At 68.6% G+C, this 25,958-nt stretch carries 20 protein-coding genes; 12 read left to right on the top strand and 8 right to left on the bottom strand.

From position 1 onward, the window contains the following. Positions 1–44: 44 nt before the first annotated feature. From ACVOKU_RS01115 to ACVOKU_RS01100, 4 genes are read right to left on the bottom strand one after another with little or no spacing between them, the layout of a single operon-like run. Positions 45–1,091, bottom strand: a complete 1,047-nt coding sequence (locus tag ACVOKU_RS01115) for a Csu type fimbrial protein (protein ID WP_481558820.1) — start codon at positions 1,089–1,091, stop codon at positions 45–47. Next, positions 1,088–3,442, bottom strand: a complete 2,355-nt coding sequence (locus ACVOKU_RS01110) for a fimbria/pilus outer membrane usher protein (protein WP_481559016.1) — start codon at positions 3,440–3,442, stop codon at positions 1,088–1,090. The genes ACVOKU_RS01115 and ACVOKU_RS01110 overlap by 4 nt, the downstream gene beginning before the upstream one ends. A gap of 7 nt (positions 3,443–3,449) precedes the next feature. After that, entirely contained in the window at positions 3,450–4,202 is a 753-nt protein-coding gene (locus ACVOKU_RS01105) for a fimbria/pilus periplasmic chaperone (protein ID WP_197601081.1), read from the bottom strand. Beyond that, positions 4,202–4,732 carry a Csu type fimbrial protein gene (locus ACVOKU_RS01100; protein WP_053518329.1) on the bottom strand — a complete coding sequence of 177 codons (531 nt, stop codon included), beginning with the start codon at positions 4,730–4,732 and terminating at the stop codon, positions 4,202–4,204. The genes ACVOKU_RS01105 and ACVOKU_RS01100 overlap by 1 nt, the downstream gene beginning before the upstream one ends. 240 nt (positions 4,733–4,972) lie before the next feature. On the opposite strand from ACVOKU_RS01100, the gene map reads away from it, so the two are divergent. Genes map through dapE form a run of 6 tightly spaced genes read left to right on the top strand, consistent with a single transcriptional unit; the run spans position 4,973 to position 11,827 of the window. Further along, on the top strand, positions 4,973–5,749 hold the full coding sequence (map, locus tag ACVOKU_RS01095; RefSeq protein WP_111185881.1) for a type I methionyl aminopeptidase: 777 nt from the start codon (positions 4,973–4,975) through the stop codon (positions 5,747–5,749). A 20-nt stretch (positions 5,750–5,769) separates the two neighbouring features. Beyond that, a complete protein-coding gene (locus ACVOKU_RS01090) occupies positions 5,770–8,382 on the top strand; it encodes a [protein-PII] uridylyltransferase (RefSeq protein ID WP_414488209.1) in 2,613 nt (870 codons plus the stop codon). Next, positions 8,382–9,431, top strand: a complete 1,050-nt coding sequence (gene dapD / locus ACVOKU_RS01085) for a 2,3,4,5-tetrahydropyridine-2,6-dicarboxylate N-succinyltransferase (RefSeq protein WP_053518332.1) — start codon at positions 8,382–8,384, stop codon at positions 9,429–9,431. The genes ACVOKU_RS01090 and dapD overlap by 1 nt, the downstream gene beginning before the upstream one ends. Positions 9,432–9,433: 2 nt before the next feature. Further along, positions 9,434–10,300, top strand: coding sequence for a hypothetical protein (locus ACVOKU_RS01080; protein WP_481558819.1), 867 nt, complete (start codon positions 9,434–9,436; stop codon positions 10,298–10,300). Between the two features lie 31 nt (positions 10,301–10,331). Beyond that, entirely contained in the window at positions 10,332–10,703 is a 372-nt protein-coding gene (locus ACVOKU_RS01075; RefSeq protein ID WP_180875666.1) for an arsenate reductase, read from the top strand. Beyond that, a complete protein-coding gene (gene dapE / locus ACVOKU_RS01070) occupies positions 10,700–11,827 on the top strand; it encodes a succinyl-diaminopimelate desuccinylase (protein WP_481558818.1) in 1,128 nt (375 codons plus the stop codon). Before ACVOKU_RS01075 ends, dapE begins: the two co-directional genes overlap by 4 nt. Before the next feature lie 45 nt (positions 11,828–11,872). Here the strand turns inward: dapE and ACVOKU_RS01065 are convergent, their stop codons facing one another. Further along, positions 11,873–12,751 carry a tetratricopeptide repeat protein gene (locus tag ACVOKU_RS01065; protein WP_481558817.1) on the bottom strand — a complete coding sequence of 293 codons (879 nt, stop codon included), beginning with the start codon at positions 12,749–12,751 and terminating at the stop codon, positions 11,873–11,875. A 335-nt stretch (positions 12,752–13,086) separates the two neighbouring features. On the opposite strand from ACVOKU_RS01065, the gene asnB reads away from it, so the two are divergent. Together asnB and ACVOKU_RS01055 are read left to right on the top strand one after the other, a co-directional pair. After that, the gene (gene asnB, locus ACVOKU_RS01060; RefSeq protein ID WP_481558816.1) at positions 13,087–14,778 is read left to right on the top strand and encodes an asparagine synthase B; all 1,692 of its coding nucleotides are present in this window, start codon (positions 13,087–13,089) and stop codon (positions 14,776–14,778) included. Positions 14,779–14,850: 72 nt separating this feature from the next. Then, on the top strand, positions 14,851–16,239 hold the full coding sequence (locus ACVOKU_RS01055) for a cation:proton antiporter domain-containing protein (RefSeq protein ID WP_481558815.1): 1,389 nt from the start codon (positions 14,851–14,853) through the stop codon (positions 16,237–16,239). An 82-nt stretch (positions 16,240–16,321) separates the two neighbouring features. Here ACVOKU_RS01055 and ACVOKU_RS01050 read toward each other — a convergent pair whose 3' ends face one another. Beyond that, positions 16,322–18,649 carry a penicillin acylase family protein gene (locus ACVOKU_RS01050; RefSeq protein ID WP_481558814.1) on the bottom strand — a complete coding sequence of 776 codons (2,328 nt, stop codon included), beginning with the start codon at positions 18,647–18,649 and terminating at the stop codon, positions 16,322–16,324. Positions 18,650–18,773: 124 nt separating this feature from the next. On the opposite strand from ACVOKU_RS01050, the gene bfr reads away from it, so the two are divergent. After that, positions 18,774–19,262, top strand: a complete 489-nt coding sequence (gene bfr / locus ACVOKU_RS01045) for a bacterioferritin (protein ID WP_481558813.1) — start codon at positions 18,774–18,776, stop codon at positions 19,260–19,262. 210 nt (positions 19,263–19,472) lie between these two features. On the opposite strand, the gene parC is transcribed toward bfr, so the two are convergent. Together parC and ACVOKU_RS01035 are read right to left on the bottom strand one after the other, a co-directional pair. Continuing rightward, entirely contained in the window at positions 19,473–21,716 is a 2,244-nt protein-coding gene (gene parC / locus ACVOKU_RS01040; RefSeq protein WP_481558812.1) for a DNA topoisomerase IV subunit A, read from the bottom strand. A 58-nt stretch (positions 21,717–21,774) separates the two neighbouring features. After that, complete coding sequence (locus ACVOKU_RS01035) at positions 21,775–22,683, bottom strand: helix-turn-helix domain-containing protein (protein WP_481558811.1); 909 nt, start codon at positions 22,681–22,683, stop codon at positions 21,775–21,777. A 145-nt stretch (positions 22,684–22,828) separates the two neighbouring features. Here ACVOKU_RS01035 and emrR point away from each other — a divergent pair, with 145 nt between their 5' ends. The 3 genes from emrR to emrA are packed head-to-tail and all read left to right on the top strand — an operon-like array spanning position 22,829 to position 25,952. Further along, entirely contained in the window at positions 22,829–23,272 is a 444-nt protein-coding gene (gene emrR, locus ACVOKU_RS01030; RefSeq protein ID WP_053518351.1) for a multidrug efflux system transcriptional regulator EmrR, read from the top strand. Beyond that, positions 23,269–24,762: a multidrug efflux transporter outer membrane subunit EmrC gene (gene emrC, locus ACVOKU_RS01025; protein WP_481558810.1), complete on the top strand. Its 1,494-nt coding sequence runs from the start codon at positions 23,269–23,271 to the stop codon at positions 24,760–24,762. Before emrR ends, emrC begins: the two co-directional genes overlap by 4 nt. Positions 24,763–24,773: 11 nt before the next feature. Further along, positions 24,774–25,952 (top strand): multidrug efflux MFS transporter periplasmic adaptor subunit EmrA, encoded by a 1,179-nt coding sequence (gene emrA, locus ACVOKU_RS01020; RefSeq protein ID WP_053518354.1) that lies wholly within the window; start codon positions 24,774–24,776, stop codon positions 25,950–25,952. Positions 25,953–25,958: the final 6 nt, after the last annotated feature.

Here is a 25,958-nt window from a genome sequence, read left to right as displayed (position 1 = left end):
CGGGCGCGCCGGATCTGTAGGGCGGCACGTGCTCCCGGCACCGGTCAGTAGGTGATCGTCACCTGCACCACATCGTTGTAGGTACCTGCCGGCGGCTGGCCGGTGACCGGCGGCACCCGGCCGTAGATCGTCAGCTGCTGCGTACTGCCCGTACCGGTTCCGCTGGCGGTATCGACGGTCAGCGTGTTGCCCCAGCGCTGGCTGCGTGCGCTGTCGCGGTACAGCTCATAGGCCAGATAGTAGCTGTTGCCCCCGATGGTGGTGCGCATGCGCCGGGTCGGGGTGGCCGGGGGATTGTTCTGGCCGTTGTCCAGGCCGATCTGGAATGCCGTGTTCTTCAGGCAGGTCAGGGTCAGGCTGGCGGTCCGGTCGATGTTGCTGGTGATGCTGCCGGTGACGTTGCCGAAGTCCAGCGGGGTGGTGAGGTAGCTGCCGCACTGTGGCAGCACGGTCGCGGTCGCGATGAAGCTGAAGGCCGCGCTGGCGCTGTTGGTACCGGTGGCGCCGCCGTTGCAGGTGGCCGGTACGGTGGCGTTGCCGAGCAGCACTTCGTTCCAGGCCCAGGTCAGCACCACGTCGGCGCCGCTGAAGGTGCTGCTGTAGTTGCCCGCGGCCAGCACCTGGTTGGCCGGGATCTGCGCGAACAGCTGGGTGGACTGCGCGCCGCTGCCGCCGACCACCAGCGGCACGTTGTAGGTCATGGTCAGCTCCTGCGCTGGCGGCGTACCGCGGGGAACCAGGCCGGTGACCTGGCTGTAGCCGGCATTGTTGTAGAGCTGGAAGTTCAGGGTGTCGGGAGGGGTGCCGGTACTGGTGCGCAGGGTCCGCCAGGTGCTGCTGCTGCCACCGCCGCTGCCGGCACCGATGCCCACGCAGACGCGCACGCCGGTGGTGGCCAGCAGGCTCAGCGCCGCCGTCGTGCAGGTGACGGTGATGTTCAGCGTGGCCGGGGTGGGCCCGGGGGCATTGCTGTTGACGTTGCCGAACGGCAGGGTGGGGTTGGCGGTGGCCGTGCACACCGCCGCCGCGTGCGCCGGTGTGGCAGCCAGCAGGCCGAGCACGAGCAGCAGGACGAGCAGGGGCACCTTCATGGCGCCACCTCGGGAATGCACGGTACCGGTGCCGGGCGGGGCCGGGCGCCGCTGGCAGCCACGTCCGGTATGGCCGGCACCTTCACCCGGCACTGGCTGCGGCTGGTGGTGATGTAGAGCACGCTGCCCGGCGCCACGTCCTCCAGGTACAGCAGGCCGTCGTAGCCGACGGTGGCCTGGCGACCCTGCGGCAGCTGCACTTCGCTGCCCACCTCCAGCGGTTGTCCGGCCATGTCCTGCAGGACCAGGGTCAGCGACGGCCGCGAGCGCAGGTGGAACGTCACGCCGGTACCGGCGCGCTGGCGGGGCGTCACCCAGTCTTCGACGCGGTCGGCGCGCATGTCCGCCGGCAGGTCGAGCGTGTCGATGGAGACCCGGTTGCGCTGCCACGACAGCAGGGGGCTGACCAGCAGCAGGCCACGGTCGTCGGTGACGCCGATCAGGCGGTTTTCCAGCCGTACCGGCACACCGGCGACGCCGCTGGTGCTGACCACCGCGAAGGCGTCGGAGACCTCGCGGGTGGCAAAGGTGTGCCCGTCCATCCACACCAGGCTGCCGCTGGCGCTGGCATAGGCGTAGTCAATGCCGGCCTGGCGCGATGCGCCGAGCGCATAACGCCCCACGTCGTTGAGGATGCCGACCTCGGCCAGGCCGCCTGTGCCCTCGTCGCCCCCGCGCACCTGCGCGCGCCAGCCGATGCCGCCGGCACTGCCATCGCCGGGAACCGGCTGGGTGATATCGGCCACCCAGGCCTGGCTGTCGCCGTTACGCTGGCTGGAGAGGCTGGCCTGGCGGTTGTTGCCGAGGCTGGCGCTCACTGCCAGGTAGATGTTGCGGTCGTCGCTGCTGTCCAGGTTCTGGTTGACCGACAGGTAGGCCGACCAGCGCTGGCTCCAGGTGCGCGACCAGAACAGGCTGGCATAGCGGTTGTCGTCGCCATCGGGGTAGCGCAGCCGCAGGTAGCTTGCGCTCAGCGTTCCCAGCCCCAGCAGATCGAGACCGGCAGTGGCCTGTTCGCTGATGCGCGGGGGCAGGTTGTCCTGCAGCGCGCCCAGATCGCGGTAGTCGCCGTGGGTGCGTACGCTGCGCACATTGAAATTGAAGCGGCGGTTGTTCCAGCTGTAGCCCAGTGCCCATTGGCCGCCCTGCAGGCCCTGCAGGCGGCTGTGCGCATAGGCGGCATTGAACACGCCGGCCTCGCCCGCCAGCCACCAGCCACCGACGCCGGCCTGCACCAGGCCGCCACCGCCTTCGGCGTGCGCTTCGCCGGTAAAGGTGTCGCTGATGCCACCACGCCAGCTGGCGCTGGCCACCGTGCGGCTGTCGTACTCGAAGGAGCGTTCGCCGAACGCTTCGCGCAGTTGTCCGGCACCGATCGACCAGTCCGACAGGCCCTTGGCCAGCAGCTGCTGGGTGCCGTAGAAGCTGAAATCCAGCGTCTGCATGCGGCCGAAGGCATCGGTCACCACGACCTGCGCGGTGCCGGTGCCGCTGATGCCCGGCTGGGCGGCCAGCTGGAACGGTCCAACCGGCACCTGGCCGCTGTACTGGCGCAACCCATCGACGTACAGCTCCACCGTTGACGGCACCACCGCCTCGCCCAGGAAACCGGGCGTCGGCGTCAGCACGCGGTAGGGCTGCAGCCCGTAGTTGCGTCCGACCTGTACGCCGCCCAGGCGCACCGGCCGGGTCCAGTCGACGAAGCCGCTGTAGAAATCACCGATCTCCAGCGTGGTCGCCGACTCGGGAAAATCCAGTGTCCAGTGCGTATCCAGGCGCACGCTTTCGCTGCGCCAGTGACGGTCGTCCGGCTGCTGGTAGCGACGGGTGACCGCCGTGTTCTCGAAGGTACCGCTGCCGATGCCGAACAGGCGCAGTTCCGAGCTCAGGGTGAGGTTGCCGAGTGCTTCGATGCGGCTGCCGTACACGTCGTAGTTGAGCAGCAGGCCCGGCGAGGCGCTGCCGGCCGGCGTACGCACCTGCGGGCGGCCGAGCAGGGTGGTGGGCAGGGTCAGCTGGTCCAGCGGCACATCCAGCGCTAGTGTCTGCAGCTGGGCGTCGTAGCGCGCGACCACGCCGCTGATCTGATCCAGAAACACCGGTGCATCGCCGGTGGCGCTGAAGCCGAGCTGGCGCAGCACCTCCGGACTGGCCTGCAGGCGGCCACCTGCTTCAGTGAAGGGCAGCAGGCCGCGCGGCGTGCTGTTCAGCGAGACGTCCAGGTACAGCGTCTGGCTGGCCGTCAGGGGTGTCGGGGGAGGCAGCAGGGCATCGGCGGAGACGCCGGAGATGCCGGACACGTTGGCAGCCGGAGCCGCGGGAACCCACGCGGCAGCGAGCACCGTGCCCACCACCGCCTCAGCGAGCCGGTGGCGGCGATAGCGGTGTCTGCGTCGACTCGCCATTGATCTTGGCCGTGATCTGGTCGTTGTCCCGGTCGACCGCCGTGCGCTCCACGGGCCAGCGCATCACCTGGCCGGGCAGCACGTAGCCCAGCAGGCCGGGGTGGACGATACGCGGGCGTTCGACACTGCCCAGCGCCAGGTCGGCGATCTGCGCGTAGCTGTCGCCGGAATTGCCGATCTCGACGCCACTGCGACCATCGTCCAGCCGCAGCAGGCGTGCCTGCAGGCGCGGTGCCGGCGTGCCCCCAGCCGGCTGGATGAATACCGGGATCGAATAGCGCAGCACGAACTGCATGCCGCTGGCGCGGGTGGCCAGGTCCGGCACTTCGTCGACGATCAGGCGGTAATGCTGCTGGGAGGGCGGTGCCTCGCTGTCCGTGCGCATCACCCGCACCAGCTGCTGCTGGCCTGCGGCCAGTTCCTGCATCGGTGGGGTTGCCAGCAGCCCATCGGCAGGCAGCAGCTGCTCCCTGCCATCCTGCTGGACCCAGCGGAACACCCGCACCTGCAGCTTCACCGGCGCGGTCCCGCTGTTGGTCAGCCACAGCTCGGCGGCACGCTGGCGGGGCTCCAGCTGCAGGGTGGTGGGCGCGACCTGCAGGCTGGTGGCGGCGGAGGTGGCCATGGCGCTGGCCAGCAGGCAGGCGAGCAACGCCACGCCGGCGGCGCGCCACAGGCGGGGTCGGGACATGGAGGCGTGCTCCATCAATAAGTGATCGTGGCGGTGATCGTGTCCAGGTAGTTGCCGGCGGCCGCGTTGTTGGTGCTCAGGTTCAGGATCTGGCCGTAGACGATGTAGGGGACCGCCAGGCCCGTGCCGATGCCGGCCTGGGTATTGGTGCCGGTCGTCGACCCCCAGACCAGGCTGTGTGCCGCGTCGCGGTACAGCTGGTAACCGACGTAGTTGTTGGCGGTCACCGCCGCGTCGGTGTTCTTCATGCGCCGGGTGGTGACGTCGCCGGCCGTGCCGGCGTTCGCACCCGCGTTCAGCGCGATCGTATACGGGGTCAGCGCAGAGCACTGGGCGGTCACCGTGCCCTGGCCCAGGGTAGGTATCGCGGTGGTCGATGCGGCGGTACCGAAGTCGACGTTGGTGGCGGCCGCGGCCGTGATGGTGCAGGCCTTGGTGACCACGAGGGTGACGTTGAAGGTGGTGGTATCGGCCGCCAGCGCCGGGCCGGCCAGCAGCAGCGCGGTCATGGCCCCGGCAAGGGAGGAGCGCAGTGGGATTCGCATGGACAACCTCCTTGACCCGAAGGTCCGTTGAACAAGGCGAAGGCGGCACGTTCGGGGCCGCTTCGGCGACGCTGGCGCCAGCTTAGGACCGCCAAGTGTCTGTAATCCGTGATAAACAGGGGCTGCGGATTGTGGGCGCGATCACGATTCCGCTCGCCTTGCCGGAACTGTGCATGGCCGGGAACGTCCAGTTGGGTGGCGTTCGTTCAGATTGCGGCCGGATCGGCGATAATGGGCGCCATGAGCGTGAATCTGAAAACCCCGCAGGAAATCGAGATGATGCGCATCGCCGGCCGCCTGGCCAGCGAAGTGCTGGACATCGTCACCCCCCACGTCAAGCCCGGTGTCACCACCGAGGAACTGGACCGCATCTGCCATGACCATATCGTCAACGTGCAGGGCGCCATTCCGGCCAACGTCGGCTACCGCGGCTTCCCCAAGACCGTGTGCACCTCGGTCAACAACGTCATCTGCCACGGCATTCCGAGCGAAGGCAAGGTGCTCAAGGACGGCGACATCGTCAACATCGACGTGACCGTCATCAAGGATGGCTGGCACGGCGACACCAGTCGCATGTACTTCGTCGGCACACCGTCGGTGATGGCGCGCCGCCTGGTGGAGACCACCTACGAAGCGATGTGGCGCGGCATCCGCGCGGTACGTCCGGGGGCGACCCTGGGCGACATCGGCCACGCGATCCAGAGCTATGCCGAAGGCGAGCGCTTCAGCGTGGTGCGTGAGTACTGCGGCCACGGCATCGGCAAGGTCTATCACGACGAGCCGCAGGTGGTGCATTACGGTCGCCCGGGGCAGGGCCTGGTGCTGCAGCCGGGCATGACCTTCACCATCGAGCCGATGATCAACGAGGGCACCCGCTACAACAAGGTGCTGCCGGATGGCTGGACCGTGGTGACCAAGGACCGCAAGCTGTCGGCGCAGTGGGAGCACATGATCGCGGTCACCGAGACCGGCGTTGACGTGCTGACCCTGTCGCCGGGCGAATCGCAGGTCTCCTGAGGATGCTGCCGGCGAGTTCGCTGCTGGACACGCCGGCCGCGTCGCTCAACGACCCGGACTGGGCTTCCGCTGCACGGCAGGCCTTGCAGCAGGCCGATGCGCGGCTGTACCGCCGTTTCGACCAGGGCGACAACATCGAGCGCCTGCTGGCACTGCGCGCGCGCGCGGCCGATCACCTGATCCGGCTGGCGTGGCAGCGCTGCCTGCCGTCCGACAGCGGGCTGTCCCTGTTCGCTGTGGGCGGCTACGGCCGTGGTGAGCTGTTCCCACGTTCTGACATCGATCTGCTGGTGTTCGGCGCGCCGCCAGCGCAGCTCGCCCACGAGGCGGGCCTGGCGCGGTTGTTCGCCCTGCTGTGGGATTGCGGATTGGCGGTCAGCCATGCCGTGCGTTCGGCGGCGCAGTGCCGCGAGGCGGCCGCCGACCAGACCGTGCTGACCGCGCTGATCGAAGCGCGCCCGATCCTGGCCGACGATGCGGCGCGCCGGGCGCTGCGCGAAGCAACCGACGACGACAGCGGGCTGTGGCCGGCGCGCACCTTCTTCCTGGCCAAGCTGGAGGAACTGCGCAACCGCCATCAACGTTTCGGCGATACCGCCGACAACCTCGAGCCCGATCTGAAGGACGGCCCCGGCGGGCTGCGTGATCTCAATACGCTGGGGTGGATGGCGCTGCGCGCGTTCGGCGTTCGCGACCTCGAGGCGCTGGTCGGGCTGGGCCATCTGGGTGCCGACGAAGCCGCGGCGCTCCAGCGGGAGCGCGCGGTGCTGGCGCGTCTGCGCTTCGGCCTGCACCTGGTGGCACGGCGGCCGGAGGAGCGCCTCCGCTTCGATTACCAGAAGACACTGGCCGCGCGGCTGGGTTTTGAGGACGACGCCGAGAACCTGGGCGTCGAGAAGATGATGCAGGGGTTCTATCGTGCCGCTTCGGTGGTGCGCCGGATCAGCGACCGCCTGCTGCAACGCTTCGAGGAGCAGTTCGACGGCGAAGCGCTGCCGGAACCACTGACCGTGGGTTTCTCGCTGCGCCGCGGCTATCTGGCGGCGAACGAGGCGGCGTGGCCGCGCGGCGACATCGGCCAGGTGTTCGCCCTGTTCGCCGGTTGGGCCAACAACCCGCAGGTGCGTGGCCTGCATTCGCTAACCGCGCGCGCACTGGCCGAGTCGCTGCCGCTGCTGCCCGCCTATGACCAGGCCGATGCCGATGCGCGTGAGCAGTTCATGGCACTGCTGCGTGGCCAGCGCCCGGTCGACACGCTCTCGCGGATGGCCCGGCTGGGTGTGCTGGGCCAGTGGATTCCCGCGTTCGCCCAAGTCAGCGGGCGCATGCAGTTCGACCTGTTCCACGTCTACACCGTCGATCAGCACACGCTGATGGTTCTGCGCAACATCGGCCAGTTCGCCAGCAGCCGTGCCGACGAGCGCTTCTCGATCGCGCATGAAGTGTGGCCGCGGCTGCGCAAGCCGGAGCTGCTGCTGCTGGCCGGGCTGTTCCACGACATTGCCAAGGGCCGCGGCGGCGATCATTCCGAGCTGGGAGCGGTGGATGCGCGCGCGTTCTGCCAGGCACACGCGCTCAGTGCCTCGGATACCGAACTGGTGGCGTGGCTGGTCGAACAGCACCTGCGCATGTCGGTGACAGCGCAGAAGCAGGACATTGCCGATCCGGCCGTGATACATCGTTTCGCAACCCTGGTCGGCAGCCGCGACCGCCTGGACTACCTGTACCTGCTGACCTGCGCCGACATCGCCGGCACCAGCCCCAAGCTGTGGAACGCCTGGAAGGACCGGCTGCTGGCCGATCTGTACTTCGCCACGCGGCGCGCACTGCGCGAGGGCCTGGAGCATCCGGTGCCGGCCGCCGAGCGCGTTGCCGAGGCGCGTGACAGCGTGCGCGCGCTGGTACGCGAACAGGGCTATGACGATGCCACGATCGACCGCCAGTTCGCCGTCATGCCTGATGAAGGCTTCATCCGCCTGCGTCCGGAGCAGCTGGCCTGGCAGGCCGCTGCGCTGGTGCCGGTGAAGCAGGGCCAGGCGCTGGTGAAGGTGCGCCGCATCAGCGTCGACGACCCCGCGCTGGAAGTGTTCGTGCATTCGCCGGATCGCGACGGCCTGTTCGCTGCCATCGTGATGACGCTGGACCGCAAGGGCTACGGCATCCATCGCGCACGGGTACTGGACGGCCCTGCGGGCACCATCTTCGATACCTTTGAGGTCAGCCCCGCCGATACCTTCGCCGATGGCAGCAGCGCCAACCTGGAAGCTGCGCTGCGCGAGGCGCTGGCCGGTGACCTGGGCCGTCTGCGCCCGTCGCGGCGGGTGGTGCCGCGGCAGCTGCGTCACTTCCGCTTCGTGCCGCGCATCGAGTTCCGCGACGAGCCCGGCGCAACCCGATTCGCTCTGGTCGCACCCGACCGCCCCGGCCTGCTGGCCGACGTGGCGTTCGTGCTGCGCAACCAGGGCCTGCGCGTGCATGACGCGCGCATTGCCACGTTCGGCGAACGCGCCGAAGACACCTTCGTGATCAGTGACGAACACGACCTCCCCCTGACCGAACCCGCCCGGCAGCAGCTGCATGACGCGATGCTGGCCTGCCTGGACCCTGATCGAAACGCCGGAGACCCCACCTGATGGCCACCAAGCCTGCAAAGAAGACCGCCGCGACCGCCAAGAGCGCAGCGGCCCGAAAGACCACTGCCGCGACGGCCGCAAAGAAGACCGTTGCCCCGGTGAAGAAGGTGGCTGCCGCGAAGAAGCCGGCGCCGAAGAAGGCCCCGGCCAAGAGCGCCGAAGCCGCGCGCGCCGAGACCATCGCCCGCAAGTCGCTGCGCAGGCCGGCCGCGCCGGGCGTGGAAGAACTGAAGTTCGGTATCGAAAGCGCCTTCGAGCGCCGCGCGACGCTGACCCTGCATGAACTGGAGGGCTCGACCCGGGTGCTGGTCAACCGCGTGATCGACGGCCTGGAAAGCGGCGAGTTCCGTGTCGCCGAGCCGGACGGGCAGGGGGGCTGGAAAGTCAACGAATGGCTGAAGAAGGCGGTGCTGCTGTACTTCCGTGTCAATGACATGGCGGTGGTCGATGCCCGTCCGGCCCCGTTCTGGGACAAGGTCGAATCGCGCTTTGCCGGATACGATGAAGCGAAGTTCCGTCGTGCCGGGGTACGCGTGGTGCCGGGCGCGATCGCGCGCCGGGGTACCTACTTCGGCAAGGATGTGGTGCTGATGCCGAGCTTCACCAACATCGGCGCCCATGTCGGCGAGGGCACGATGGTCGATACCTGGGCCACCGTCGGTTCCTGTGCGCAGATCGGCCAGCATTGCCACCTGTCCGGTGGCGCCGGCATCGGCGGCGTGCTCGAACCGCTGCAGGCCAGCCCGACCATCATCGAAGACCATTGCTTCATCGGCGCGCGTTCGGAAGTGGTGGAGGGCGTAGTGGTCGGCCACCACAGCGTGATCGGCATGGGCGTGTTCCTCAGCCAGAGCACCCGCATCTACAACCGCGCCACCGGCGAGATCACCTACGGCTACATCCCGCCGTACAGCGTGGTCGTGTCGGGCTCGCTGCCGAGCAAGGACGGTACCCACTCGCTGTACTGCGCGGTGATCGTCAAGCAGGTCGATGCCCGCACCCGCAGCAAGACCAGCGTCAACGATCTTCTGCGCGGCCTGGCGGACTGACGATGGCTGCGCCGGACGACCTGGCGCAGTCCGCGATCTACCGGCATCCGTTCGACAACGTGTTCGCGCGGATGCTGCCGCGCCTGCTGCACGCGCCGCGCTGGACCCGGCTGCGCCGCGCGCTGTCGCGGCGCTGGCCGATGCCGGCGCTGGCCAGCGATGTGCGCGATGTGGTCTACGCCAGCTGGTGGGTCGATGTGCGCCATGCGCCGTCACCGCCGCCTGGCCATCACTACGTGGTCCATGCCGGTCGTACGCCTTACACCATCCTCAGCTATCGGCACGGTCACTTCGGGCCGGCCCTGGCCGGCCCTCTGCGGGCGCTGATGCCATCGCCGCAGCAGAGCAACTGGCGCTGGTACCTGCGCCGCGACGACGATCCGGGCGGCGCCCCGGTCGTGCTGTTCGACCGCAACGTGATGGATCAGCTGGCCTTCGTCGCCGGTGCGCGTGCCTTCAGCGATGCCATGCAACCTCATCTCTCCGTGCGCTTCGCACATGTGCTTGAGGCCGATGGCGGCGGCCATACCCTGATCGAAGGTGGGCACGGCAGCGCGCCGGCGCTTCGACTGCAGTGGCAGGTTGCCGCAGGCTGGGACGATGCCACGTGGTCGGCGGCCTTTGGCGGCCATCACGCCCTGCTGCGTTTCCTGACCTGCCAGGACGAGGCCATCGCCCGTACCTGTGACGGGCACTGGGCCAGCACCCGCATCGACCTGCCGGTGGAGCTGACCCATCTGCGGCCGCTGCACCTGCAGGGTGCGCTGCAGTGTCCACGCCTGCAGGCGATGGGCGTTGCGCTGCCCGACGGGCTGGCCTTCCACCTGCCACGCGTGCCGTTCCGGGTCGTGTCCGAGCGTCTGTTGTGAGATTCTGACCCTCCGTTTTCCAGCATTGCCGATGGCCATGAGCACCACTGTCTACGGATTGAAGAACTGCGATACCTGCAAGAAGGCGACCAAGTGGCTGGACCGCTTCGGCGTGCCATACACCTTCGTCGACTACCGCGAGACCAAGCCCGGCCCGGAAACGCTGGTCGAGTGGGCTGCGCAGCTGGGCGGCCTGTCCGCGATGGTCAACCGGTCATCGACCACCTGGCGGCAGCTGCCGGACAACCGCAAGGCGGCCGCCTCCGATGCCGAGTGGAAGCTGCTGCTGCGCGAGTACCCGCAGTTGATCAAGCGCCCGCTGGTGGTGACGTCCGACGGCAAGGTCAGCCAGGGATTCAGCGACAACGGGTTCAAGGCGCGCTTCGGCGTGGGCGGCGCGTGAGCGCGGTGCTGGACCTGGCCAGCGAGCTGATCGCACGGCCATCGGTCACGCCGGACGATGCCGGCTGCCAGGCGCTGCTTGCGGAGCGGCTGCAGCGTGCGGGGTTCGACTGCGAGCACCTGCGCCTGGGCGACGTCGACAACCTGTGGGCGACCCATGGCAGCGGTGCGCCGGTGCTGGTCCTGCTGGGCCACACCGACGTGGTGCCACCGGGACCGCGCGAGGCCTGGCAGAGCGATCCGTTCGTCCCGCAGATCCGCGATGGCGTGCTGTACGGCCGTGGCGCGGCCGACATGAAAGGCAGCGTGGCCGCGTTCGTGATCGCGGCCGAGCAGTTCGCCGCAGCCCACCCGCATCATGCGGGAACGCTGGCGGTGCTGCTGACCAGTGACGAGGAGGGCGATGCGATCAACGGCGTGCGCCATGTCGCGCGCCTGTTCGCAGAGCGCGGCCAGCGCATCGACTGGTGCATCACCGGCGAACCCTCGTCGACTGCAACGCTGGGCGATCTGCTCCGCGTCGGCCGCCGTGGCAGCCTGTCGGCGAAGCTGCGCGTGCAGGGCGTGCAGGGCCATGTGGCCTACCCGGAGAAGGCGCGCAATCCGATCCATCAGGCGGCGCCGGCGTTGGCCGAACTGAGTGCGCGGCGCTGGGACGAGGGTTACGAGAGCTTTCCGCCGACCAGCCTGCAGATCTCCAACATCCATGCCGGCACCGGTGCCAACAACGTGATTCCGGGCGAGCTGGAAGTGGATTTCAACGTCCGCTACAACCCGCATTGGGATGCGCCGAAGCTGGAAGCGGAGATCACCGCGCTGCTGGACCGTCACGGCCTGCAGTACACGCTGAAGTGGCACCGCAGCGGCGAGCCGTTCTACACGCCCGAAGGCACGCTGCGTGCCGCCGCGCGCGGCGTGCTGGCCGACCACATCGGCGGTGCGCCGGAAGAAAGTACCGGTGGCGGAACGTCGGACGCCCGCTTCATCGCGCCCTTGGGCGCGCAGTGCATCGAAGTGGGACCGGTCAACGCCAGCATTCACCAGGTGGACGAGAACGTGCGCGTGGACGAGCTTGAGGCCCTGCCGGGCCTGTACCTGCGGCTGGTCGAGCGCCTGCTGGTGTGAGTGCAGCGAAGATGGCAGCCGGGCCATGCCCGGCTGCCGTTGGCATCATTCCGAAAAATTGAAGAACGGCGGCTCGACCGCCTTCTGCCAATAGCTGGGCGCGGCCAGGTAGAAGCGCTGCGCTTCAGCCCTGGTGAACCAGCGCGCTGCGGCCCCGGTGTCCTTCTGCACGCCGGGCGCGCTCCGGGCCAGCAGCAGCCCTGCGAAGTACTGGCCGAACACGTTGCCCTGATCGCCGGCGCGCTGGTAGAGCTGAAGGGCCCGTGCCGGATCGCGCGCTACGCCTACGCCATGTTCATGCAATGCCCCCAGGTCCACCTGCGCGTCGGCATTGCCACGCGCTGCGTCACGCTGGAGGTTGGCGACGAGCGGGTGGACCGTATCACCCTGCGCGGCCAACGCATCGTGCAGCCTGGAGGACGAGGGCGCATGACGCCTGTAGACGGTGGTGCGCAGATCCCAGCGCAGTGCCTGCTGCGCGTCGCCGCGATCGCGGTACGCACTGGCCAGATCGGAAAACGCATAGGGGTTGCCATGGTTGGCGGCAGCCAGAGCCGCGCGCTCGCCGCGTCGCCAGGACGCACGCAGCACGGGTGCGGAGTTGACGTGAGGGCCATCGGCATGTCGGAGCACGCCGGACATCCAGATCCGACCCAGCGCCTCTTCCGCCATGGCGTTCCGGAAGGTCCAGGGGGTAGTCGCTGCGGCGCGCTCATAGTAGGCAATGGCACGCACGTCGTTGAAGCGTTCGAAGGTCTGCGCGGTTTCCCACGCACCCTCGAAGCTGCCGTCGGTTCCGCGTTGCTCCAGTGCCCGCTGCTGTTCCAGGGGCAGCGTGGAAGGGGAGGGCAGGGTCTGACAGGCAGCCAGGCCCAGGCAGAGCAGGGCGGCCAGTGCCCCGGTGCGTCCAGTGCGGTGTCGCATTTCCGTTATAGGGTTCAGGGCGCGCCAGTGTAAGCCTCTGCGGGTGGTTGCTGACGCAACGGTTGCACCGGGCTGGAAACCGGGTTAGGGTCGGGTCATGTCGATCCGCCTGGCCACCGCCGTCAACAACAACCGCAATAATCTGCGCGCGAATAATCGTGCGCGGCCGATGCGGGACTGCGCCCTGGGTAGATAGACAGCAACACACGCCCGGACACCAGAAAACCCGCATCGGCCGATGCGGGTTTTTTTGTGCCCGGGCGCAGCGCTACCCGGGCCTGGTTGGCCGGTCGAACACCTTCCTACCCGTGAAATACCCCAACAGGAGTTCCCCCATGTGTTCGATCTTCGCAATCTTCGGCCTGCAGGCCGGTGACGATCTACCCGCCCTGCGTCGTCACGCGCTCGGGCTGTCCCAGCGCCAGCGCCATCGTGGACCTGACTGGAGCGGTGTGTACCTTGATGAAGGTGCACTGCTGGTGCACGAGCGCCTGGCCATCGTCGATCCGGCAGGTGGCTCGCAGCCGCTGTTGTCGGCGGACGGTCAGCTGGCGCTGGCGGTCAACGGCGAAATCTACAACCATCAGCTGCTCAAGGCCGCGCTGGCGCACCCCTACGACTTCCAGACCGGCTCGGACTGTGAGGTGATCAACGCGCTTTACCGGCAGGGAGGCTCGCCGTCCCGCTGGCTGGAGCAGCTCAACGGCATCTTCGCCTTCGCGCTGTGGGACCGCGATGCCGGTCGCGTACTGGTGGCGCGCGATCCGGTCGGCGTGGTGCCGCTTTACTGGGGGCACGACGCGCAGGGGCGCCTGCGTGTGGCCTCGGAGATGAAAGCGCTGGTGGATACCTGTGCCGACGTTGCCCAGTTCCCGCCGGGTCATTACTACGACAGTGCCAGCGGCGAACTGGTGCGCTACTACCAGCAGCCCTGGCGCGAGTATGCGGACGTTGAAGGGCGCCAGGCCGACTTGGCCGAGCTGCGCGAAGCATTCGAGCATGCCGTGGAGCGCCAGCTGATGAGCGACGTGCCCTACGGCGTACTGCTTTCGGGCGGTCTGGATTCTTCGCTGGTGGCCGCCGTCGCCGCCCGCTATGCCCGCCGCCGCATCGAGGATGGCGGCCAGAGCGAAGCCTGGTGGCCGCGCCTGCATTCGTTCGCGATCGGGCTGAAGGGATCGCCCGATCTGGCCGCCGCCGCCGTCGCCGCCGAAGCGCTGGGCACCGTGCACCACGGTTTCGAGTACACCTTCGAGGAAGGCCTCGACGTGCTCCCCGAGGTGATCCGCCATATCGAAACCTACGATGTCACCACCATCCGCGCGTCCACGCCGATGTTCCTGCTGGCCCGGCGGATCAAGGCGATGGGGGTGAAGATGGTGTTGTCCGGCGAAGGCAGCGACGAGATCTTCGGCGGCTACCTGTACTTCCACAAGGCACCGGACGCGCGCGAATTCCACCAGGAGCTGGTGCGCAAGCTCGATGCCCTGCACAACTACGATTGCCTGCGTGCCAACAAGTCGATGATGGCCTGGGGCGTGGAGCCTCGCGTGCCGTTCCTGGACCGCGACTTCCTCGATGTGGCGATGCGCATCGACGCCGCGCACAAGATGGTCGGCAGCGGCTTCGGCGGTCGCCGTATCGAGAAGGCGGTGTTGCGTGAAGCGTTCGATGGCTATCTGCCGGACAGCATCCTGTGGCGCCAGAAGGAGCAGTTCAGCGATGGCGTCGGCTACGGCTGGATCGATGGATTGAAGGCGCACGCCGAGGCGCAGGTCAGCGACCGGGTGCTGGCCGCCGCCGACAAGCGCTTCCCGCACAACCCGCCGCAGACCAAGGAGGCGTACTACTATCGCCACCTGTTCGAACAGTTCTTCCCGAGCCGGGCCGCGGCCGAAACGGTTCCGGGTGGAAAATCGATCGCCTGTTCCTCGCCGGCCGCGATTGCCTGGGACGCGAGTTTCGCCGCAGCGGCCGATCCGTCCGGCCGGGCGATCGCCGGGGTGCACGAGCAGGCGCTGGCGTAACCGGCAGCGCCCGGCCGCCGCGCAGCGTCGGCGCAGGCAAGGACGTATCATCGCCCCCCTGCACATTGGGGAATGTTCATGGACGTACAGAGCGAGGGCCGGGCGCCGCCGATGAAGTGGGGGTGGCGCTACGTGGCCTGGGCCGGACTGCCGTTGCTGGCCGGCCTGCTGCTGGCGCGGTATGCCGGGCCGGCGGCGCCCGAAGCGGTCGCACGCGCCACGGTTGCCGACGAAGGCAGCTGGGCCCGGCATCTGTCTTCGCCGCTGGGCCTGTTCCTGCTGCAGCTGCTGGTACTGCTGCTGGTGGCCAAGGGCGCGGGAGCGCTGCTCAAGCGCGTCGGCCAGCCGGCGGTGATCGGCGAAATGGCGGCAGGCCTGATGATGGGCCCGCTGGTGCTGGGCAGCCTGTTGCCGCAGTTGCATGGCGCGCTGTTCCCGGCGGCGTCTCTGGCGCCGTTGGGCCTGCTCAGCCAGCTGGGTGTGCTGATGTTCCTGCTGGTGGCCGGTGCCGAACTCGACCTGGCCGCACTGCGCGGACGACGGCGGTTCGCGTTCACCGTCAGCCATGCCGGTATCGCCGTGCCGTTCGTGCTGGGCGTGGCCCTGGCCATCTGGCTGTACCCGCAGCACGGTCCGCAGGGCGTGGGCTTCACGTCCTTCGCGCTGTTCGTCGGGATATCGATGAGCATCACGGCATTCCCGGTGCTGCTGCGGATCCTCGCCGATCGCGGCATCACCCATACGCCGCTGGGGCAGACCGCCATCGCCTGCGCGGCACTCGGCGACGCCACGGCCTGGTGCCTGCTGGCGCTGATCGTGGCGGCTGCACAGGCCGGTGGCTGGCTGCCGGCAAGCCTCAACCTGCTGGGCGTGGTGGCTTTCGTGGTGCTGATGCTTGGCCTGGTGAGACCGTGGTTTGCCCGCCAGCAGGTGGTGGCAGGACGCGAAGGACGGTGGCTGCTGGGCATCCTGCTGTTGTCGCTGGCCAGTGCGCTGGTGACCGAGATGCTGGGCATCCATGCGTTGTTCGGTGCATTCGCTGCGGGCGTGGCGGTGTCATCCAATGCGCCCCTGCGCGCACTGCTGATGGCCCGCGTCGAGCCCTTCGCGGTGACCCTGCTGCTGCCCCTGTTCTTCGCCATGACCGGCCTGCGCATGCGCGCCGACGCACTGCACGCCGGCGACATCGTGCTGTGCCTGGTGGTGATCGCGGTGGCCACGGCCGGCAAGCTGCTGGGCACATTCAGTGCCGCCCGCAGCACCGGTCTGCCGGCCCGCGAGGCATGGCGGCTGGGAGCGCTGATGAACACGCGCGGCCTGATGGAACTGATCGTGCTCAACCTGGGCTATGAACTGGGCCTGCTCGGGGATCGCCTGTTCGCGGTACTGGTGATCATGGCGCTGGTGACCACTGCGATGACCGGGCCGTTGTTGAACCTGATCGAGCGCCGCCGCACCTGAGCCGGTGGCGCCGGGCCATGCCCGGCGGCTTTGCTGTCCGTCCGCGCTGCGCGCTCGCCGGGCATGGCCCGGCGCTACCGCTCTATCTCGCCGGCACCAGCGTCATCACGTGCTCGGCCTTGCCCGGCAGGAACGGCGAGGGACGGCCGTGCACCCAGTCTTCGTGGCCCGCGCCCCAGTAGGGGGACAGCGGATGGCCACTCTGGCCACCGGGCATGTGCACGATGCCGTCGACCTCGTGACCGGGGGAGACCACCATCCGTTGCGAAGCACCGAAATCCGGGGCCTGCACCCGGGGCATGTCGCGGTCGCCGGGCAACGGCTCGGCCGGCATGCACAACGCGCGGCGTGCGAAGGCGGGCAGGGCGCGACTGACCGGGTGGCAGATCGACGCGGTGTTGCGCTCTCCCCAGCGGCGCTGGGCCAGCGGTCCCTGGCTGGCAAGATCTGCTTCCAGCTCACGCGCGGCCTTCGCCAGCAACGCATCCCAGCTGTCGATACCGGGTGGCAGCAGATGTGCCGGGCGCTGTTCCAGCATCGGCCAGACCACGCCTTCCAGCTCGGGCAGCCGCGGCGGCAGGTAGTCGGCGCCCAGCTGTGCACGGGCAGGCGCGAGCAGCGCGCCTTCCACCGCATCGAGCACCTTGCCACGGAAGCCTCGGGTGATGCGATAGCTCACCGAGTCCACCGATGCCCGTCCTTCCCAGTGCGCATTGGCTGCATGCAGGCGCTGCAGTGCAGGGTCGCTGCTGTGTGCGGTGATCTGCTGCAGCAGCGCCCACCAGCGTTGCAGCATCACCGCGCGGTCATCGAGCTGGATCGCCAGCAGGTCGTGCTCATCGAAACGGTCCTGGACCGCCAGCAGGTCGCGGATCTGCCGCGCGCGGGCGCCAAGGTCGTAGCCGCCATTGCCGGCCACTGCCAGGGCTGCGCCGTCCAGCACGCGGCCGTTGGCCGTCCACAGACGGTGGTCGGCGGGATCGATCAGTGCGGGAGCAGCGTCGCTGCGCAGCGACCAGGGTGCGCAGGCGTCATTGCGGGCTGGCGCGTAACCGGCCGCTGCACATCCGGGGCCACGGTCCGGGCGCGCGCCGATCAGGCGCCAGGCGATGCGCCCGCTGCGGTCGCCGATCACCAGGTTCTGTGCAGGAATGCCGGCGCGGTCGGCCACGCGCAGGGCCTGGTCCAGGTCGCCCGCGCGGGCCATGTCGGCGAAATCCAGGCGCACCGCGCCGGGCAGATGTGCGACCCAGCGCAGTGCGTCGCCGCTGCCATCGGCGTGGGTGTGCAGGATCGGCCCCCAGGCGGTCTCGTGCACCGGGAACACCACGTCGTTCTGGCCGGCCACGGCGATGCGCTCTTCGTGGACCGTCACCGGGGCAGTGGCCGGTTCGTTGCGGAAATCCGCGGTGTCGATGTAGCTGTTGGTGAATCCCCAGGCGATGTGCCCGTTGCTGCCGACGATGACGGCCGGCAGACCGGGCAGCGAGAAGCCACTGATGTCGATCTGGCCACCGGCCGCCTGCGGATCGGGATAGCGCAGACGCACACGGAACCAGAGGCCGGGTGCGCGCAAGCCCAGGTGCATGTCGTCGGCAACGATGGCACGGCCATCGGCAGTGAGTGCGCCGGCCACGGCGAAGTTGTTGCTGCCCACTGCGCCGGTTTCCACCGGCACGGGGGCGGGCGGGGCGGCCAGCGTGCGCAGATCCAGTTGCCCTGCATCGGGCAGCAGGGCATTACCGCGCGGCTCGCCGAACAGGGGTGCATCCCATTCGCTGCCCTGGTGCGCGATCAGCGCATGCAGCGCCGGTGGCACCACCGCCTGGATGCGGCTGAGCGCCAGCTCGGTCCGGTTGCCCGGATCCTGCAGATCGGCATACATGGCCAGCCCGGCCAGCACGCTGTCGCTGGCGGTCCACGGCTGCGGCGCCTGCCGCAGCAGCAGGTAGGCCCACGGGCGCACGGAGAGATCGGCCAGGCCCTGGTTGACCCCATCGACATACGCGTTCACCGCCGCGGCGTTGCTGCCCAGGGCAGCCTCCAGATGGGCGTCGGTCCGCGCGCGCAGGCGATGGACCCGCATGCGCTTGTCCACCTCGATGGCCTTCGGGCCGAACAGCGCCGCCAGTTCGCCGGCCGCGCTGCGCCGCATCAGGTCCATCTCGAAGTAGCGCTCCTGTGCGTGGACACGGCCGAGCGCACGCATGGCGTCGGCCTGGCTGCCCGCGGTAATGGTGACCACGCCCAGCGCGTCGCGCTCGACAGTGACTGCTGCGCTTAGGCCGGGCAGGGCATGTTCACCTTCCAGATCGGCCAGGCTGCCGCGCAGCAGCAGCCACGCGGCCAGGGCCACCACCAGCAGGGTGGCGATCAGCACGCCGAGCAGCCAACGCCATGTACGTCGCATTGCAGGTCCTTTCCGAACGCCGGGGCCGATTGTAGCCGCAGGCGCAACTGCGACTGATTCCGATTAGATCACCGTATCCCGAAATGGGGCACCCTATGCCGCATCGATTCACAGGAGCCCCCCCATGAAAGGCAACCCGGACGTCATCGCCTGCCTGAAGGAACTGCTGCGCGGCGAGCTTGCCGCGCGTGACCAGTACTTCATCCACTCCCGCCGTTACGAGGACCAGGGCCTGTTCGCGCTGTACGAGCGCCTGAACCATGAGATGGAGGAAGAGACCCAGCATGCCGACGCGCTGCTGCGCCGCATCCTGTTCCTTGGCGGTGATCCTGACATGCGCCCGCACCTGACCGAGCCGGGTACGACGGTGGAGGAGATGCTGCAGAAGGATCTGGACACCGAGTACACCGTGCGCAACAACCTCGCCGCCGGCATGAAGCTGTGCGAAGAGAAGGGCGACTACGTGAGCCGCGACATCCTGCTGGCGCAGCTGAAGGACACCGAAGAGGACCACGCCTGGTGGCTGGAGCAGCAGCTGGGCCTGATCAAGCGCATCGGCCTGGAGCTGTACCAGCTGAGCAAGATCGACGGCAGCGGCGCCCCGGCGCACTGAGCGAGTACCGTCGCCCGCCAGCACCGGAGCACCGCTCGCCAGCCTTCGCCCGCCAGCCGCTCCACCGCCCGCCAGCCGACAACGAAAAAGCCGGGGAATGCCCCGGCTTTTTCGTGTCTGGTGCTGCGTTCCGGTAGCGCCGGGCCATGCCCCGCGGGCAGAGCTGGGGTCATAGCCCTTTCCGTTGGAAAGGGATCCGACCCCGCTGCGTCATTCCACTGACAGGCCTTCGACCTTCTGCCAGCCACGCGGCAGCAGGTGGCCGCGGGTCGCCCGCGCGCCGAGGTAGGCATCGAGCTCGTTGAACTTCAGGCCCATCGTGCGCTGGCCGGCGCGCACCTGCAGGGTCTGCCCCGGCCCGATCGCCACGATGGCGACCACGCGTTCCGTGGCCAGCTTGGCCTTGGGGATCTCGATGATCTTGTTGCCCTTGCCCTTGTCCAGTTCGGGCAGATCGCTGGCCGGAATCGCCAGCAGGTTGCCCGAGCTGGTCACCGCCACGATGCGGTCGCTGTCGACATTGGCAACCACCGCTGGCGGCAGCACCGACGAGCCGGCGGACAGGTTCAGCATCGCCTTGCCGGCCTTGTTGCGGCCGATCAGGTTCTCGAAGCGGGTGACGAAGCCGTAGCCATGGCTGGACGCGAGCACAAAGCGTGCGTCCGGCTCTGCGCTGGCCAGGGTGACGAAGCTGGTGCCGGGTGCCGGCGAGAAACGGCCGGTCAGCGGCTCGCCGTTGCCCCGCGCAGAAGGCAGGGTGTGCACCGCCGTTGAATAGGCGCGGCCGTCGCTGTCCAGGAATGCGACCTGCTGGGTGCTGCGCGCGCGCACGGCGCCCTGCAGCGCATCGCCATCGCGATAGGACAGGGCCGACGCGTCCACGTCATGCCCCTTGGCGGCGCGGATCCAGCCCTTCTGCGACAGCACCACCGTCATCGGCTCGCTCGGCACCAGCTCGGTCTCGTCGATGGCCTGCGCCGCCTGGCGCTGGACCAGCGGCGAGCGGCGCTCGTCGCCGAACTTCTTCGCATCGGCCTGCAGCTCATCGCGGATCAGCTTCTTCAGCTTGGCTTTGCTGTCGAGGATGCCGATGATCTTCTCGCGTTCCTTGGCCAGCTCGTCCTGCTCGCCGCGGATCTTCATTTCCTCCAGGCGGGCCAGCTGCTTCAGCTTGGTCTCCAGGATGTACTCGGCCTGTTCTTCGGACAGGCCGAAGCGCGCGATCAGTGCGGCCTTCGGTTCGTCCTCGGTACGGATGATATGGATCACCTCGTCCAGGTTGAGGAAGGCCACCAGCAGACCTTCCAGCAGGTGCAGGCGGCGTTCGACCTTCTGCAGGCGATGCTGCAGGCGGCGGGTGACGGTGTTGCTGCGGAACGTCAGCCATTCGCTGAGCAGCATCTTCAGGTTCTTCACCTGCGGACGGCCGTCCAGCCCGATCACGTTGAGGTTGACGCGGTAGCTGCGCTCCAGGTCGGTGGTGGCGAACAGGTGGCCCATCAGCTGCTCGGCATCGACGCGGTTCGAGCGCGGCACCAGCACCACCCGCACCGGGTTGGCGTGGTCGGATTCATCGCGGATGTCTTCCAGCCACGGCAGCTTCTTGGCGCGCATCTGCGCGGCGATCTGCTCGATCACCTTCGAGGGCGATACCTGGAACGGCAGTGCGGTGACCACGATGTTGCCGGCTTCACGGCTGAACGTCGCGCGCGCACGCACGCTGCCGTTGCCGGTCTCGTACAGGGTGCGCAGATCGTTGGCGGCCGTGATGATCTCGGCGCTGGAGGGGTAGTCCGGGCCTTTCACGTGCTCGCACAGGTCGCGCACGGTGGCGTCCGGATCGTCCAGCAGGTGCAGCAGCGCGCTGACGATCTCGTTGAGGTTGTGCGGCGGCACATCGGTGGCCATGCCCACGGCGATGCCCGTGGTGCCGTTGAGCAGCAGGTGCGGCAGGCGGGCCGGCATCCACGTCGGCTCCTGCAGCGTGCCATCGAAGTTGGGCGCCCAGTCGGTGGTGCCCTGGCCCAGCTCGCCCAGCAGCACTTCGGCGATGGGGGTCAGCTTGGATTCGGTGTAGCGCATCGCCGCGAACGACTTCGGGTCGTCGCTGGAGCCGAAGTTGCCCTGGCCCTCGATCAGCGGATAGCGGTAGGAGAACGGCTGGGCCATCAGCACCAGCGCCTCGTAGCACGCGCTGTCGCCGTGCGGGTGGTATTTACCGATGACGTCACCGACGGTACGTGCGGACTTCTTCGGCTTGGACGCGGCATTCAGCCCCAGTTCGCTCATCGAATAGATGATGCGGCGCTGCACCGGCTTCAGGCCGTCGCCGACGAACGGCAGGGCGCGGTCCAGGACCACGTACATCGAGTAGTCGAGGTAGGCGCGTTCGGCGTACTCGCGCAACGGCAGTTGTTCGAATCCGTGGAACACGGGGCGGGCAAGTTCGGTCATGCGGCGTTGTTACCTGTGTGGGAGGCGGCGACGGCGGTCGCCGCTCGCAATCCTGTGATTATCCGGATGCGGCCGGGGATGCCAAGCCGCGCGCAGGGTCCAGGCCGGTTTCGAGCCCATTCCCGGCCCGCGCCAGGTAGCGCCCGGGCGGCAGGCCGAAATGGCGGCGGAACACGGTGACGAAGGCGCTGGCGCTGCTGAAGCCCAGCGCATGGGCGATATCGGCCACGCTGCGGCCGTCGGTCAGCTGCCGCAGCGCTTCGGACAGGCGGGCCTGCTGGCGCCACTGCGCGAAGCTCAGCGTGGTCTCGTCGCGGAAGTGGCGGGTCAGGCTGCGCGGCGAAAGCCCGGCCCAATGCGCCCATTCGGCCAGGCTGCGCTCGTCTGAGGGATCGGCCAGCAGCTGCGAGGCGATCTTCAGCAGGCGCCGATCGTGCGGCATCGGCAGGTGCATGCGCTGCCGCGGTGCGGTGCGGATCTCATCCAGCAGAACCTCGATGATGTGCTGGTGCTCGGGCGTGACGACCTGGTCGAGCGACCAGCCGCAGATCCGGTCCGCCAGCGCCTGCGCCAGCCTGGACAGGCCCAGCACGCAGGGGGCGGCGGGAAGGGGGGTGCAGGCCGGCCCGGCCAGCGCCATGCCCCAACCGCGCAGCGGGCCGTCCAGAGCGACCGTGTGCGGTTCCAGGGGCGGCATCCAGCCGGCCGAACCGGGCGCCAGCGACCATGTGCCGTGCGAGGTGCGGGTGGTCAGCAGGCCGCGCTCGACACAGATCAGCTGCGCGCGCTGATGATGGTGCCAGTCGACTTCGCGGGCGAGCCCCTGTGGGCTGTCGAAGCGGAAGCCGACGACCGGCGGGCCATCGTTGCGCTCGAACCAGTCCAGCGCCTCGTTGCGCAGCAGCTGCCGGGCCGGGGCGATGTCCTCCTTGTTCATCCTGTCCGCTGGCTGGAATGTGTCATTCATTGGCTTGATTGTACTACCGGGCCATCCTGGGGCGCCATTAAGGTAGGCGCCTTCACTGATCCAGCCCGCTGCTGCAACACAGCATTCGATGCCAGATCGAATATTTCCATTGAGAAATATTTTTTTTGGAAGAGAATGCACTCCCATGATCTGTCCTGCAACCACTCCCCCCAGCTTCGGCCTGCTGCTGCGCCAGGTGCGCGACGGCCTGGTCCGCCAGCTTGACGCGTCCATGGCCGAAGAAGACCTGGGCATCGGCTTCACCCACTACATCGGGTTGAAGGTGCTCTCGAACATGGCCCCCTGCACCGCCAACGAACTGGCCCAGGCCATCGACCAGGTACCCAGTGCTGTCACCCGCCTGCTGGACAAGCTCGAAGCCCTGGGCTGCGTTCGCCGTGAGGCACATGCGCAGGACCGCCGTGCGCTGCAGATCGTGCTGACCGATGAAGGCCGCGCACTGTGGGCGCGCTTGAAGCTGCGCGGCGACGCGGTGATGGATTACGCCCTGCGCGATCTGTCCGCCGACGAGCGCACGCTGCTGTTGTCCCTCCTGACCCGAATCCGCGATTCCCTGACGACCCCATGAACCCGATCCCGCATTCCTCATTCCGCCGGTCCGGGCGCGCGCTGCTGCTGTCGGCGCTGGCGCTGGCGCTGGCCGCCTGTGCCAGCAGCCGCGGCCTCGAACCGCAGGCCCGCCTGCTCGATGTGGACAGCCTGCACAGCGAGCGCACCCTGGCCGACACCGACCTCAGCGCCACCGGCTTCCCCGCACAGGACTGGTGGAAGGCATTGGGCGATGCGCAGCTGGACGCGCTGATCGCCGAAGGCCTGGCCGGTCATCCGAGCCTGGACGCGGCCGACGCACGCCTGCGCCAGGCGCAGGCCAAGGTCGGCACCGCACGTGCCGACCGCCTGCCCAGCCTCTCCGTTTCCGGCGGCTATACCGGGCTTCGCCTGCCCGAGTCGATGGCCGGCGACGAGATCGGTGGCCACTACGCAGGCAGCAGCCAGATCGCTTTCGACTTCAGCTACGGCATCGACCTGTGGGGCGGCAAGCGCGCCGCCTGGGAAGCGGCCGTGGATGGCGCGCATGCCGCCACCGTGGAGGCCCAGGCCGCGCGCCTGAACCTGTCCACCGGCATCGCCCAGGCCTATGCGGACCTTGCTTACGCGTGGCAGCTCGACGATGTCGCCGAGGAAGAACTGACGCGGTCGCAGAAGTCGCTGGAACTGACCCGTCAGCGTCGCCGTGCCGGCATCGACAGCGATCTGCAGGTGCGCCAGGCCGAAGCCCGCGTGCCCGCCGCGCAACAGCAGGTGCAGGCCGCGCAGCAACGCATCGACGCCGCCCGCACCGCATTGGCCGCGCTGGTCGGCAAGGGCCCCGACCGTGGCCTGACGATCGAGCGTCCGCAGCCGTTGAATCCGACGGCCCTGCAGCTGCCAGGCGTGCTGCCCAGCGAGCTGCTCGGCCGTCGTCCTGACATCGTCGCCGCGCGCTGGCGCGTGGAAGCGGCCAACAAGCAGATCAAGGTCGCCAGGACGAAGTTCTACCCGAGCCTCAACCTGACCGCACTGGCCGGCGTGGTTGCGCCGAATGTCGGCGATCTGCTGCAGAGCAGTTCCACCTTCGCCTACATCGGCCCGGCGCTGAGCCTGCCGATCTTCGAAGGCGGCAAGCTGCGCGCCAACCTGGCCGACACCGATGCGCAGTACGACCTGGCGGTGGCCAATTACAACCAGGCGGTGCTTGACGCACTGCGCGACGTGGCCGACCAGGTCAATGCGGTGCGCTCGCTGGCGCAGCAGGCGCAGTCGCAGCAGCAGGCCGTGGACACGGCGCGTGCAGCGTTCGACCTGGCCGGGCAGCGTTACCGCGCCGGCATCGGCAGCTACCTGGATGTGCTGTCCGCACAGTCCACCCTGCTGCAGTCACAACAGCAGCTGGCCAGCCTGCAGTCGCAGCAGGTGCAGACCTCGGTGCGCCTGAGCAAAGCGCTGGGCGGCGGCTTCCAGCCCAGTGATGCCGATCGCGCGCCGCTTGCCTCCCATTCCGATTCCTCGCATTCCTGAAGATCCCCGCCATGAGCCAGACCCAAGACACTGCGGCCCCGGCCGCCTCCAACCGCCGCAGCAACCTGCTGCGGGGCCTGTTCGTCATCGTCGTGCTGCTGCTCGCCGCACTGGCGCTGTGGTATTTCATGTTCGGCCGTTGGTTCGAAGAAACCGACGATGCCTACGTGCAGGGCAACCTCGTACAGATCACCCCGCTGGTGGCCGGTACCGTGGTCGCCATCAATGCCGATGACGGCATGCGCGTGGAGCGTGGCCAGCTGCTGGTGCAGCTGGACCCGGCCGATACGTCCGTGGCCCTGCAGCAGGCCGAAGCCAACCTGGCCAAGACCGTTCGCCAGACCCGTGGCCTGTATCGCAGCGTGGAAGGCGCGCAGGCAGACCTGAATGCCCGTCAGGTGACCCTGAAGCGTGTGCGCGAGGACTTCGCCCGCCGCAGGGATCTGGCCGCCACCGGTGCCATCTCCAACGAAGAACTCGCCCATGCCCGCGATGAGCTGGCGGCGGCGGAAGCCGCGGTGGCCGGTTCGCGCGAGACCGTCGAGCGCAACCGCGCGCTGGTCGACGATACGGTGATCGCCACCCAGCCCGACGTGCAGGCGGCCGCCGCGCAGCTGCGCCAGGCCTACCTCAACAACGCCCGCGCCGGCATCGTCGCGCCGGTCACCGGTTATGTGGCCCGTCGCTCGGTGCAGGTGGGCCAGCGCGTGCAGCCGGGGGCCGCACTGATGGCCGTGGTGCCGACCGAGCAGATGTGGGTCGAGGCCAACTTCAAGGAAACCCAGCTGCGCCACATGCGCCTGGGCCAGGAAGTGGAGCTGAAGTCTGACCTGTACGCCGGCGATGTGAAGTACAAGGGCCGCGTGCAGAGCCTGGGCCTGGGGACCGGCTCGGCGTTCTCGCTGCTGCCGGCGCAGAACGCCAGCGGCAACTGGATCAAGATCGTGCAGCGCGTTCCGGTGCGCATCGCCATCGATGCCAAGCAGCTTGCCGAACATCCGTTGCGTATCGGGCTGTCGATGAAGGCCGAGGTGAGCCTGCGCGACCAGAAGGGCGAGGTGCTGCCGAGCGCCCCGGCCAAGGGCACGGTGTTCGACACCGACGTCTATGCCAAGCAGCTGCATGATGCCGACGAGGTGATCCACTCGATCATCCAGGGCAACGTGCCGCAGCAGTCGAAGGTGGGCTGAGGTCGC

This window comes from Stenotrophomonas sp. STEN147 (assembly GCF_056757995.1).
This window is presented reverse-complemented; position numbering and strand designations above follow the sequence as displayed.